The organism is Nodosilinea sp. P-1105 (assembly GCF_012911975.1).
Taxonomy (GTDB): Bacteria; Cyanobacteriota; Cyanobacteriia; order Phormidesmidales; family Phormidesmidaceae; genus Nodosilinea.
The window spans coordinates 1-12,888 of the sequence record NZ_SMDQ01000099.1; the positions used below are offsets into that span (position 1 = coordinate 1).

9 protein-coding genes and 3 pseudogenes are annotated in these 12,888 nt (G+C 58.6%); 8 read left to right on the plus strand and 4 right to left on the minus strand.

Translation table 11 applies throughout. The features are described from left to right. Positions 1 to 81: 81 nt before the first annotated feature. A pseudogene (locus E1H13_RS24885) lies at positions 82 to 462 on the minus strand (DNA-3-methyladenine glycosylase I); the annotation flags it as partial. A 104-nt stretch (positions 463 to 566) separates the two neighbouring features. Here E1H13_RS24885 and E1H13_RS24890 point away from each other — a divergent pair. The 3 genes from E1H13_RS24890 to E1H13_RS24900 all read left to right on the plus strand — a co-directional run bounded on the left by E1H13_RS24890 (position 567) and on the right by E1H13_RS24900 (position 3,096). Then, complete coding sequence (locus E1H13_RS24890; RefSeq protein WP_169617668.1) at positions 567 to 1,451, plus strand: alpha/beta fold hydrolase; 885 nt, start codon at positions 567 to 569, stop codon at positions 1,449 to 1,451. A gap of 305 nt (positions 1,452 to 1,756) precedes the next feature. Further along, on the plus strand, positions 1,757 to 2,440 hold the full coding sequence (locus E1H13_RS24895; RefSeq protein ID WP_169617669.1) for a Crp/Fnr family transcriptional regulator: 684 nt from the start codon (positions 1,757 to 1,759) through the stop codon (positions 2,438 to 2,440). 176 nt (positions 2,441 to 2,616) lie between these two features. Beyond that, the gene (locus tag E1H13_RS24900) at positions 2,617 to 3,096 is read left to right on the plus strand and encodes a TerB family tellurite resistance protein (RefSeq protein ID WP_240966844.1); all 480 of its coding nucleotides are present in this window, start codon (positions 2,617 to 2,619) and stop codon (positions 3,094 to 3,096) included. Between the two features lie 15 nt (positions 3,097 to 3,111). On the opposite strand, the gene E1H13_RS24905 is transcribed toward E1H13_RS24900, so the two are convergent. Next, the gene (locus E1H13_RS24905; protein ID WP_169617670.1) at positions 3,112 to 5,409 is read right to left on the minus strand and encodes a hypothetical protein; all 2,298 of its coding nucleotides are present in this window, start codon (positions 5,407 to 5,409) and stop codon (positions 3,112 to 3,114) included. 436 nt (positions 5,410 to 5,845) lie between these two features. Here E1H13_RS24905 and E1H13_RS24910 point away from each other — a divergent pair, with 436 nt between their 5' ends. From E1H13_RS24910 to E1H13_RS24925, 4 genes and pseudogenes are all read left to right on the plus strand, one after another. Then, positions 5,846 to 6,211, plus strand: coding sequence for a hypothetical protein (locus E1H13_RS24910; protein ID WP_169617671.1), 366 nt, complete (start codon positions 5,846 to 5,848; stop codon positions 6,209 to 6,211). Positions 6,212 to 6,398: 187 nt separating this feature from the next. Further along, positions 6,399 to 6,527: pseudogene (locus tag E1H13_RS28160) on the plus strand (chlorophyll a/b-binding protein); the annotation flags it as partial. Between the two features lie 48 nt (positions 6,528 to 6,575). Next, a complete protein-coding gene (locus E1H13_RS24920; protein WP_169617673.1) occupies positions 6,576 to 7,187 on the plus strand; it encodes a DUF3318 domain-containing protein in 612 nt (203 codons plus the stop codon). Positions 7,188 to 7,189: 2 nt separating this feature from the next. Further along, complete coding sequence (locus tag E1H13_RS24925; RefSeq protein ID WP_169617674.1) at positions 7,190 to 8,035, plus strand: urease accessory protein UreD; 846 nt, start codon at positions 7,190 to 7,192, stop codon at positions 8,033 to 8,035. Here the strand turns inward: E1H13_RS24925 and arsS are convergent. Together arsS and E1H13_RS24935 are read right to left on the minus strand one after the other, a co-directional pair. Continuing rightward, entirely contained in the window at positions 8,032 to 9,042 is a 1,011-nt protein-coding gene (gene arsS, locus E1H13_RS24930) for an arsenosugar biosynthesis radical SAM (seleno)protein ArsS (protein ID WP_169617675.1), read from the minus strand. The genes E1H13_RS24925 and arsS overlap by 4 nt on opposite strands. Before the next feature lie 250 nt (positions 9,043 to 9,292). Further along, the gene (locus E1H13_RS24935) at positions 9,293 to 11,263 is read right to left on the minus strand and encodes a GGDEF domain-containing protein (protein WP_169617676.1); all 1,971 of its coding nucleotides are present in this window, start codon (positions 11,261 to 11,263) and stop codon (positions 9,293 to 9,295) included. A gap of 311 nt (positions 11,264 to 11,574) precedes the next feature. Here E1H13_RS24935 and E1H13_RS24940 point away from each other — a divergent pair. Further along, positions 11,575 to 12,888: pseudogene (locus E1H13_RS24940) on the plus strand (endonuclease MutS2); the annotation flags it as partial.

Sequence of the window (12,888 nt, forward strand, 5' to 3'; positions counted from 1 at the left end):
AGGTGTCTTTGAATGATATTCGGAGCTGGTTTACTTTCCGCTGCTACTGTACCTCACCCGGATGAGAACCGCTATATCCTCCACAAATCGCCAAATGTAGCGGTCAAAGCTGCCGAATTCTGCCTGAATTGCTAAAAAATAGCGGGCGTTGTCGATGGCAGCTCGAATCTTTAGGCGGTTGCGCACAATGCCTGCGTCCTGAAGTAGGGCCTTAACCTGGCGATCGCCATAACTCGCCACTTTAGCTGGTTCAAAATTGTCGAAAGCGGCCCGGAAATTATCTCGCTTGCGGAGGATGGTTAGCCAGCTCAGCCCGGCTTGAAACCCATCGAGGACAATGTATTCAAAGTGCTGGCGATCGCCGTGAACCGGCACCCCCCACTCATGATCGTGATAGGCCACCTCCACTGGGTCGTCATGGACCCAGCCACAGCGTTTTAGGACAGATTCTGAATGGGTCAAGGGATGACGCCAGGATGGGCGAACCAATGCAGCCAGGGCAATAGTACTAGCGAATCAGGCCAGCAAAATGTTAACTTAAGTAAAGTTTTTACTGAGAGTCTGCCGTGAGTTCTGTGCTGGCCGCCCCCACCCTAAAAACCTGGGTCTGGCAGGGGTTATCGATTCGCTATCAGCAGCTTGGGGAGAAAGGGACGCCGATCCTGTGTATCCATGGGTTTGGGGCCTCTAGCGATCACTGGCGCAAGAACCTGCCGGTCTACGGGCAACAGCATCGAGCCTACGCCATTGATTTGCTTGGCTTTGGCGGGTCCGATAAGCCCACGCCCAACCAGCCCCTGGCCTACACCTTTGAGACCTGGAGTCAGCAGATTGTTGATTTTTGCCAGCAGGTGATTGGCGAGCCGGTCTATGTAGTGGCTAACTCCATCGGTTGTGTGGTAGCCCTCCAGGCCGCTGTCGATCAACCCAACTGGGTGCGGGGGGTGGTGATGCTCAATTGCTCGCTGCGCCTGCTGCATGAGCGGCGGCGAGCGGAGATTCCCTGGCACCAGCGGTTGAGCACGCCAGTGGTGCAAAATCTCTTGGGCTACCCGCCGTTGGGCCGATTTTTCTTTTCGCGGATTGCCCGCCCCCAGGTGATTCGCACCCTGTTGGGTCAGGCCTATCGCCGCCCCGAAGCGATTACCGACGAGTTGGTAGAGGCGATTTTGACCCCAGCCCAATCTTCCGGAGCCGCCGATGTCTTTTTAGCCTTTGTGCGCTACTCCCAGGGTCCACTGCCCGATGATCTCTTACCCCGGGTGCAGTGTCCGGTTTGGATCATCTGGGGACAGGATGACCCCTGGGAACCGGTAGCCTTAGGACGGGCTTTGGGGCACTATCCGACGGTGCAGCAGTGGGTAGAACTGGAGGGGGTTGGTCACTGCCCCCAAGATGAGGCCCCAGACCTGGTGAATCCCCTGGTGCTCAGGTGGTTGGCTGACGTATGACGGCGTTGGCTGGGGGGTAGGTGTCGGGTGTCGGGTGTCGGGTGTTGGGGGAGGGGTCTACGGTTTACGGTGCAAGGGTGTTGGGTGTCGGGTGTTGGCATCCCCTCTTGGGAGGCTTGTGCTGAGTCTGTCGAAGTAGGCAGGGGTGGGTTATTCGGGTGTCGGGACTGGGGGCGACTGGTGCCACAGAGCCCTAGAGGGGTGACCCCCTCCGCTGGGTAGTTGGAGTTCCTTAGGTTTCTGGGTAGTATGAGCGTAGTCTAGCCCCCAGAGGCTCTACTCCTTCTTTTGCTGCTTTCCCTCCTATGCCCTCCGATACTTTAAGCGATCGCTTCCCATTATTCAGCGCTGCCAGCCCAGAAACGGTGGAGTGGCTGCTCTCGGTGGCAACCCATCACGATTACCCTGCCGATCGGGCGATCGTCATGGAGGATGCCTGGGGTAATGCAGTTTATTTCATCGAGTCGGGCTGGGTTAAGGTCCGTCGTCATGCCGATGAACGCCTAGTTACCCTGGCGATTCTAGGGAAGGGGGATTTTTTCGGGGAAATGGCGATTTTAGATGAATCGCCCCGCTCCACCGATGTGGTAGCGATGACCGCTGTGACGTTAATGAGCATCTCTGCTCAGCGTTTTATTCAAACCCTTTTTAAGGACTCCCAGTTACACCATCGCCTTTTGCAGTTGATGGTGCAGCGGCTACGCCAGACCAATCTGCGGCTCCAGTTGCGGCAGCAGCCACCGGCAGCGAAGTTGGCGAACATTCTCACCACCCTGCAAGAGGCCTATGGTGCACCCGTTGAGGACGGGGTCGAAATTTTGGATATTGCCCCCAAGGACTTGGCAGACCTGGCGGATATTACCCCAGAGGAGGCCAGCAAGATTCTGGCGAAACTTACGGAAAAAGGCTGGATAGTACGATCCAGCGATCGCCCGGTTCTGCGCCTGAAAAACACGAGGCAATTGGCCCATTTGGCCGGGCGCTTCTAACCTTTGGGCTGCTGGTACCGTGCAGACTTTGTAGATTTGTAGAGATTACTAACATTGCTTTTGGGGCTGAAATCTCCGTGGTAGGTTGTCAACAGACCCTATGGGTGCTGCCGCCAGTCAGGCGATGTGCCCAGGGTGACTGTGGCCAGTTGAAGGAGACAGCTAAGGAGACAGCTATGGCTATCCATCCCCCCCCGCCCCCATCTATTAGCCCCAGCCAAATGACCCTGCTCAGGATTGTCTCGACCATGGCCTGGAGTGATGGTCATTTAGCTGACGAAGAGGTGGAGGTGATGCTGGACCAGTTTAGTGGTCTGTTTGCCAACAACCCCGACCATCAGCAAGCCCTGCGCACTGAACTGCGCGACTACATGATGCAAAATATTCCTCTGGAGGAGCTGACCCCGAAGCTGACCAGTGCCGCCGAACGAGAACTGGTGCTGAAGCTAGGCTACCAGGTGATTAGCGCTAGCTCTCGCACCCCCGATGAAAATTTGATTAATCAGCAAGAGGCCGATGCCTACCAAAAGCTCGTGACCTTGCTGGATCTGCCAGAGGATGTGGTGGCCCAGGTAGAGCAAAGCACGGCTATTCCGGCGGCTGGGTTGGTAGATCACCTGACCGACGAGTTGCGCCACTTTATTCAAGGGGACTAAGGCGTCCTGGCCGTATTAGCGGTTTCCTGGCGTCTCAAACCGTTGGCTGGTTTCAGTCCAGGCTAAGAGCCGATACCCACCAGCTTGATGCACCAGTAGCCCCAGGGCCGATCCAGAGCCTGGAGTGGTGAGGGCGACTACAGTTTGGGGACTAAACAAGTTACTGTAGAGCAGCTGTTGATCAGCCCCTAGAATCAAGGTCTTATGGCCTGTGCGGTCTACAGGCAAGCCCAGATTCTGCAGCTGGTCCAGGGCGGCGGGCATCAGGGTGAGTACCTGTTCTAACTGACCGTTGCCCGTCAGGTCAAGTCGGTGTTGCCGCACGGTGCCAGGGTCCAGACTCCAGGTGCTGAGAGCTTGGGGCGTCAGCGGTCGGGGGGCGATCGCGGCTTCAATTCCCTGGCGCAAGCTCTCGGGGCTGACCGGCTGGCTCTGGCTAGCCTCTAGCCAGCTTAAGGCCCCCTGGGAAAAGGCCAGGGCAGGCAGCGGCATGGCGGAGACCTGCGGTCCTGTGGCTAACAGAGTAATAGTACCATCGGCTACCCGCACTCCCCGCACCGACAGGTCAATGGCTCGACCTTCGGTGGTGCTGGCCCAGTGGAGCAGTTGCAAAGGAATGGCCCCAGAGCTGACCAGGGCGGTCCACAGGGCTGATGGGTCGGCTGACTTAGCGGTCGTCAGCCAGGCGGTTTGCCACTGGGTCTGCCGTACCCCTTGCAGTTCAATAGCATACCAGGCCCCCAAACTACTGCCCGCCCCCTGCCCTGGGGGCAGGTGCCAGCGGTCTGGGGTCACCCCATCCAGGGGACGGGCAACCCCCACCATGCCCTGTACCCCAGCTAGAGGGGTCTGGGCAGCAGCGGGGGCGATCGCCAGGTCAGAGGGCTGCTGGTCCGCCGCCAGGGCGACCGGTGAGGTATCCAGGGTTCTGACCAGGGTCGTCCACCGCTGTTTGGTTGCCCCTGAAACCCCATAGCGATTGAACCAGTCCTGGGCAGCGGCCTGGTTTTGTTGGGCCTTCAGGGCGATCCCCCCCCACACATACAGGGCAGGCTCGACCTCAGACAGGGCGGTGGCGGCACTGACCCGGCTCCAAAACTGCCCCTGATCACGCTCTAGGCGGCGCATCAGAGCTGGAAGTAAGGTCGGGTCTGCTTCCAGGTGGGTGAGGGCCGCGTCCCAACGACTATCCACCAGCAAGGCCAGAATCTGCTGGGTGGGGAGGGAGTAGCTGCGTTCCGCCTGTTGACGGGCTAACAGGGCGTGGCGGTTGATTAAATCCAGTTGGGCGGTGGCAGCGGTATTCCACTGGGTGGCCAGGGAGGGTTTAAGGGTGGCTAATTTTTCGGCGGCGGCGGCCCACAGCCCACTGCGGGCCAGGCGCAGCCCCTGGTGGTAAGCCATCGCCTGGGGGCCAGCATCCAGGGGAACCCGAAACCAGGAGATCGGCTGTAACTGTCCGGCGGTGAGTAGCCACCCCTGCAGGCTGGGCTCCAGGCCCAGGGTTTGATCCACCAAGAGGCCAGGAATCCCCTGGGAATCCAGGTCCGCCCAGTAGGGTAAACGATTGGCCGGGCTGCTCCACAGGTCCAGCAGGTCCAGGGTTTGCCGCTGGAGGTCAACCCCGACCAACTGCCCATAGCGCAGGGTGACGCCCTGGTAAGGGCTGCGGCCTTCTAGGGTCAACCAACGGCGATCGCCACTGTCCTGGGAACCCTGTAGACTAGCCGGGAGGGGCAGCGGGGTCAATTGGGTAGGCAAGAACACCCCCGTTACCACCGCCTCAGTTTGACTGCGGCTCCATAGAGGGGTTAATACCTCGGTGGGGCTAACGGCGGGAACGGGGACCGAGGTCAGGACGGTAAAGCTATCCTGGCCACCCGCCTGGCTTTTGCGGTTGAGTAGATGCAGGGTGGCGATCGCCCCGGAGGCCACCTCGATTTCTGGCCAGATCAATAGCGCTTCGCGATCGCCCTCAGGACTGAGCTTGACCGGCTCCCCCAGGGTATGGTTAGCCGCCACCAGCGACTGTTCGATCTCCGTTAAGCTACGGCCCGAGGGCAATTCCTCCTGGTGCCAGCGGCCCCACAGGCCCTGAACCTGGGGCGTAGCCTCAGGGTCTAGCATCAGTTGCAGGCCCCAGCGAAAGCTGACCACCAACAGCAGTAGCCCCCCGCCTAGCCCCAAAACCAACACGACTAAACTGAGCCACCACAGCCAGGGGTTATGGCGACGCCCCCCTACCCAGACCTGTACAGTTCCAGGGGGTAAGGGTGAAGACAATGACTGGTCAGGGGAGCGCTCAGAAGCCATGAAAACAGTTGCCCCGTGGGGCTGGCACACCTGCAACTTTACCTCAAGATGCTGGTTTTAACCCTAACCATCCCTGTGAAGTTTTGAGCCAGCAGGTGATGAAATGCTGCGGTTAAAGGGGCGATCGCCTATGCTGGAAGCCGAATCATCCATTCTGAAAGCGGGCCATCTGCTCAACTCTCTAGTCTCAGTAGATCACAAACTGGTTCTACTCCCACGGTCTGGCCCTCACCCTAAATCCCTCTCCCAACGTGGGAGAGGGACTTTGATAGACTTTCTGGCTCCCCTTCTCCTGCGGAGACGCTCCGCGAACGCCCTTCTGGGAGAGGGGCTGGGGGTGAGGGGGAGCGGGGACTTTGCGATCTACTGAGTCTGGATCAAAAATGGGCAGGAACCGCTTAGCTGGATTGATGTGTTGTTGCTTGAATAGTTGGTCATGGTTTTAATCCCCCTGTTGATGTCAACCGCTGCCAGCACCCTGTTGGCCAGCACCCTGGGGCTGTCAGCTCAGGCCCAGGCCCCCATCCCAGCTCCCGACGTCGGCGAGGTGATGGGCCAGTATTTCTGTTTAGAAATGACCGGCCAGATTTCGGCGGCGGAATCTAACCTGTTGCTAGAACAGGAACTGCTAGAGATCTATGGGGAAACGCCCACCCTAGTGTCCATGGAACGTCTGGCCATTTTAGATAATGACATGGCTGCTGCCCTAGAGGATCCTTATACCTTTGATGTGCTGCGGGCCATGATGGCTGTCGCCATCGCTGACGATGACTGCTTCAAAGCCGTTTTCTTTAACCAATAAGCAGACCCGGCCCAATGTTTTGGGTTAGGATGCTGCTGAGCGTATTCCTGAGTTGCCCATGTCCCCATCTCCCGAGGCTGCCCCCCCCGATTCCACCCCTGCTGCTGCAACCGACCCTGTCACCCCAGAGGTTGACACCCCAGAGTATGCCCCTGACGCCGCTGCTGAACCCCAGGCTGGAGGAGCCCCTGGCTTTGGCTGGGTGCCCTATGCCGAGCGCATCAATGGGCGGTTTGCCATGGTGGGGTTTGTCGCCCTGCTATTACTGGAGTTGATTACCGGGCAAGACTTCTTCACCTGGCTAGGGTTGCGGTGATTTTATAAGTGGTAGGCTTAGGGGTGATTTAATTATGACTCCAGCGCCGTGGTTAACCCCAACGCCGAAATTAGTCGACTGCGGGAACTGATGCCTGCATCGGCCCGGATGAAAACAAAGTTGATGCTAAACGATCGCCAGATGGATGTGATCAAGGCGGAGTTTCCCCGTCCTTGGCAACAGGCTCACACCGTCAGCATCAATCTTGGTTTATGGCAACGATTGGCCCCAGCCCAGCGAGACCTATTGTTTTTGCGCACGGTCAGCTGGCTGTCTCTGGCCAATGTGCTTAAGCCCACCCCCTACCAGGCTCTGGCTGGGGCCGGTCTGGCCGGTGGCTTTGTGGAATTGACCCAGGGAGATGCGGTGGGGATGCTCGCCGGAGTTGCGGTTACCGCCCTGGCCAGTTGGCAGATTTGGCGAGGGGTAAAAGGCCCCCAAATTGAAGTGGCGGCCGACGATAAGGCGATTCAAGTGGCCCTGCGGCGCGGTTACGATCAACCCTCTGCGGCGATCGCCTTGATGCAGGCGATCGAAGCGGTTCCCTCCCTGGAAGGACGCCAGGTGCTGACGGTGAATGAGCTGATTCGCTGCCAGAATCTGCGGGTCCAGGCGGAGCCCTTTGAGCAATCGGCGCCTGACAACTATGTACAACGGTAACCATGGCACAGCAGAGGCCATCGTCATCGGGCTGGCAGGGCAAAGTACAGCTGGTCTACGGTCAGCGGCACGGCAAGTGTGTGCCGATCAAAACCTTTACCCAGGCGCCCTTTAAGGTACAGCGGCCCCTTTACCCCGAATCTGAGGCGGTTTGCCACACGGTGCTGGTTCATACCGCTGGGGGCATGGTGGGGGGCGATACCCTGGCCATTGATATTGGGTTGCAACCCCAGTGTCGAGCGGTGGTGACCACGGCGGCGGCCAGCAAGGTGTACGGCAGTCCCCACCGTCGCAGCCACCAGACGATTCAGCTGAGCCTCAGCCCAGATAGTTATCTGGAATGGTTTCCCCAGGACACGATTGTGTTTGACCAGGCAGACTATCGTCAGAGCCTGCGGGTTGACCTGGCCCCAGGGGCCCTGTGGTGCGGCTGGGAGATTACCCGCTTTGGTCGCAGCGCCCGGGGAGAGCAGTTTAATCATGGTCACTGGCGATCGCAGATTGATGTGTGGCAAGCGGGTCAATTGCTCTGGCGCGATCACCAGGGGCTGACTGGAGGGTCCCCGGCCCTCCATCACCCCAGTGGTCTGGGGGGACATCCGGTGGTGGGCAGTTTCGCCCTGGTGGGCCGCCCCCTGGAGTCTGACCAGCTGCATACCCTACGGGGGCTCTGGCCAGAAGAGACTACTGGCGATCGCGGTATTACCCGGCTCCAGAACGGCTTGCTCTGCCGCTATCGGGGTCCATCTAGCCAGGAGGCACGTCGGTGGTTTGTCGCCCTTTGGCAGCACCTACGACCCTGGTACCTGGGACAGGTCGCCCAGGTACCCCGGGTATGGCCGCGTTAGGCGTCCATCAGAGCGCCACCGCAGCTGGACCCACTACCCGCCGTACAGCCATAGCAGTAGGGACGGGTTTGGATCTGCTCCAGCAGGTCCAGGCGGTTGGCCTGCAACAGGTGAGCAACCGTTAACGCCTCTCCACTGGGTAGCCGTGAGGGTACCTGCTCCATTTGGTTAAAGTCGCAGTCGTAAACCTGGCCCAGGTAGTCGATGGAAAGTTGGTCGCGGCACATCAGATGGTCCACAGTGCCAGGGTTGTGGTGGCTCTCTAGAAATTGCACATAGGGCGAGAACAACCCTTTCCCTTGCAAGTACTGCTTGACCCGACCAATGGGCAAATTGGTAATGGTAAACAGGTGATCAAAAGCAATGTTGAACTGGGTTTGGAGATAAGCCTTATAGTCAGTCTCTAGGGCCGCCTGGGACTGGGTGAGGGAAAACTCAGCGTTGCGGGGTACCGGTGGGTTGTACACCAGGTCGAGCCGCAGGGCTGGATCCTGGCCGTACCCTAACTGGTTCAGGCGTTGCAGTACCTGGATAGACCTGGAATACACTCCGGCTCCCCGTTGCTGGTCTACATTGTTTTCCAGGTAGCAGGGCAACGAAGCCACCACATGCACCTGGTGCCGAGCAAAGTAATCGGGTAAATCTTCGTACCCCGGTTCCAGGCAAATGGTCAAATTCGATCGCACCATCACCGCTTTGCCAGCGCAGCGGGCCGCCTCCACCAGCGGGCGAAACCCATAGTTCATCTCCGGCGCACCGCCGGTTAAATCCACGGTGGTCACCTGGGGAAATCGCTGAATCAGCTCAATCAGTTGGGCACAAACCGCTGGGGAGAGCTCTTCGGTGCGATTGGGGCCTGCTTCCACATGGCAGTGGTTGCAGGCAAGGTTGCACTTGCGCCCCAGGTTAATCTGTAGGGTGGTGATGGGGGCTTTGGTTAACGGGCGATCGAGCTTTTGCTCGAAGGGGGTAATGGTGGTGGTCGGCTTTACCTGAGACTGAACCATGGGCAATTCCATACTGAAAACGGCATTCTAACGCGCCTACGGGTTCTCGGCAGAGAGGTCGCAGGAGGGTAGTACTGTCATTAGAGCTTACGAACCTGAGAACGACCTGAGATGCGATCTCCCAAGCCACAACTCCCTGGTTCACCGCAGCAGTCCAAGGGATCGACCCCTAAATTTGACTCACCTTGACAGAACTGACTTCAGAGCGTTAGCCGTTCACTTTAAACCCCATCATCTTTGGATCAACCGATTATTTAGGGGCTAGCCTCACCTGGTCACGCCCCTGTTGTTTCGCCTGATACAGGGCATCGTCAGCCTGCTTAACCAGCTGTTGTGGCGTGATCTCAGACGACGGAATGCAACTGGCCACCCCTAGACTCATGGTAACAATCTTATTGGTTGGGGAGGCGGCATGGGGAATACAGCGACTATGAAGCATCTGGCGTACGGTTTCAGCCACCGTCTCAGCCCCCTGGGCATCTGTTCCCGGCAGCAAAATCATAAATTCTTCCCCCCCATAGCGGGCCACCAGATCCCCGGGCCGCTTGGCCGCCCGGCTTAAAATCCGAGCCACCAGGCGCAGGCAGTCATCCCCCACCTGATGGCCATAGTGATCGTTGAATCCCTTGAAGAAGTCAATATCAGCCAAGATCACAGCCAGGGGGCTTTGCTCTCGACCCATGCGCCGCCATTCCCGATCCAGGGATTGCTCCAGCCGCCGCCGGTTCGCCACCTGGGTCAGCCCATCCAGATAGGCCATCCGCTTCAGTTGTTCGTTAGCCCGGGTGATCTGCTGGTGCATGTTGGCCTGCTGAATGGCAATGCCCACCTGCACAGCCAGGCTCTGGAGCAGGCGTACATCCGCTGTTTTCCAGGTACGGGGAGCCGCACACTGGTGGGCAATCATCAGCCCCCACAGGGCTTGTTCTTGCAAAATGGGCACAACCACCTGGGCCTTGATCTGAAAGTACTCCAGAAACAGCACCTGGCTTTCAGGCAAGTTCTGGGTATAGACATTCTCGACGGCCAGTCCCCGGCCCGCTTGGTAGTGGCGCAGAAATTTATCCCCCACCGACCAGGGATCGCGCACTTCCCAGCCCATCATGGCCGGAAAGCCAGAGGCACAGGCCTCCTGGATCACCTGGCCGCTCATGTCCGGCGTGCATTGTACGATAATCACCCGATCGGCCTCAATGAACCCTTTGACCGAGACTACCGTTTGGGCCAGGATGCTCTGTAAATCAAGCACCTGACGAATCCGCTGACCGATCTCGACTAACAGCCTTTCCCGCTGGGTTTGCAGCTTTAGTTCCAGCTCTGCTTGTTTTTGGTCAGAAATATCGAGGGTGATGCCAGCCAGACGATAGGGGCTGCCGTTTTGCTTAAACACTTGCCCCCGGGATGACAACCAGCGGGTTTGGCCACTGGCTGATTGCACCCGGAACTCCACCTGGTAGCGCTGACCGAAGCGAATAGACTGTGCTAAGGCCTGCTGTAGCTCGGCCCGGTCATCCTCATGCACATGGGTAAACAGGCTGTCATAGTGGCCATCAAATTCCCCAGGGCCCAGGCCTAAGAGATATTCCAACTGGTCAGAAATAACAATGCTGTTGTGGCTTAAGTTCCAGTCCCAGAGCCCCATTTGGGCCCCTTCCAAGGCCAGGCTAAGGCGCTCTTGCTGCTGTACCAACTGTGATGACAACAGCTGACATGGCTCCAGGGGTTGATCAGGCTGGGCCAGGGGCCATTGGCCTGGGGTCTCCCCCTCTGACAGCTTGAGGCCCTCTGACAGCTTGAGGCATGGAGGTGGCTGGGCCTGATGGCCATAGACCCCTGCTGGGGTAACCAACCCCACCCAGTGTCCCCCCTTATCCACCAGAGGCTGATAGGGCTCTGCCTGACTTGCTTGGGGGAATGGACTTGACTGGGTGAACGTCAATTCTGGCCAGAGATGCAGGGCTGCTAGGGGGGTCATCCAGGGGCCTACGGTGGCCTGGGTAAAGTCAACGGCTGCGGCCATGGCCGTGGCCACATGGGTGTAGCTAAAGACCCCGACTAATGTTGATGGCTGGCTGCGGCTGTACACCAGACTGTAGGATTTACCGGCGATCGCCATCACCGACAGCACCTGCACCAGCGTCTGCTCTGTATCAATGCTGAGGGGGGTGGCATCCACCGTAACGTTGGGATAATTTGTCTGGGCCGAAGAGTCGTTGGTCACAGTCGTGGAACTGGGGAAAACGAAGGTTGACTGGGTGGCGGGAAACAATTATGTAGCTTATGACACCATCACCCTCAATCATTCCCGCTCTGGCCGCTTAACCTGTTAGATGTATCTAAAGCCTTAATATTCAACGGTTACCTGTCACAATAGCTGCCTTTAGGTGACTGCTGCAAAACGGTCTCCCCAGCGGTGGGCCATGCCCTACGGCAGCGATGCTCGCTACTGCACATGGCCCTATACCCCGGGAGGGGAAGGAACCTTATACTAAAGGAAGGTATACCGTTTTGCTTTCCCTAATTAAGTAACTGTTGATTCACCAAGAAACCCTAGACCTGCTGGAGTGGCCCCGACTATGTCAGCACCTCTCCACCTTTGCGGCCACTAAGCTGGGTACCCTGGCGGCCCAGCAGCTTACCATACCTGCCACTGAAGCCGATAGTCAGCAATTACTGGTCCAGACCCAAGAGGTATACTGGCTCGATCAACAGGGACAGGGGCTGCCCTTTGGCGGTATTCGTGACATTGGGGACGATTTGCTGCGGGCCCAGCGCCAGGGACTTTTAGGCGGAGATCAGCTGTTGGCGGTGGCATCTACCCTGCATGGAGCCCGCCAACTGCGCCGGACCATTGATGGCCAGTCTCCTGAAGACTTGCCGGTGTTGCAAGCGCTGGTGGCCAACCTGCGCACCTACCCGGAACTGGAACAACACATCCACCATTGCATCGACGATCGCGGTGATGTAACCGATCGGGCTAGTCCCAAGCTAGCCACCCTGCGCGATAAGCTCAAAAGCACTCGCCAAGATATTCAACAGCGCTTGCAGCGGATTATGCAGCGCCAGGCCGGAGCCCTGCAAGAGCCCCTTATTACCCAGCGGGGCGATCGCTTTGTGCTACCGGTCAAGGCGCCGCAAAAAGACGCCATTCCCGGCATTGTGCATGATGCCTCGGCCAGTGGGGCTACCCTGTATATCGAGCCCCAAGCGGTGGTGAGCCTGGGTAACAGCCTGCGCCAGCTACAGCAGCAGGAAAAAGCAGAGGCAGAGGTGATTCTGCGGCAGTTGACAGAACAGGTGGCCGCCGTTGCCGAAGACTTAGAAGACCTGTTGGCAGTGGTCACTGAGCTCGACTTAGCCAGCGCCCGAGCCCGTTATTCCCTTTGGCTGGAGGCTAACCCCCCTCGCTTTATCACCGCCGACGAACCGATCACCCTGCGCCAACTGCGCCATCCCTTGCTGGTCTGGCAGCAGCGCCACGAGCAGGGGCCTGAGGTGGTGCCGATTAATGTACTGATGTCTGCCCAGCTGCGGGTGGTGGCAATCACAGGCCCCAATACTGGCGGCAAAACCGTTACCCTCAAGACCCTGGGGCTGGCGGTGCTGATGGCCAAAGTCGGTCTGTTTGTACCGGCCCGAGAACCGGTGGAACTGCCCTGGATTGAACAGGTGTTAGCCGACATCGGGGACGAGCAATCGATTGAGCAGAGCTTGTCCACCTTTTCCGGGCACATTCGCCGCATTGGCCGCATTTTAGCGGCCCTAGAGCAAGTGCCACCACCAGACACCCACTCCCCCACTCCCCCACTCCCCCACTCCCCCACTCCCCTACTCCCCCACTCCCTC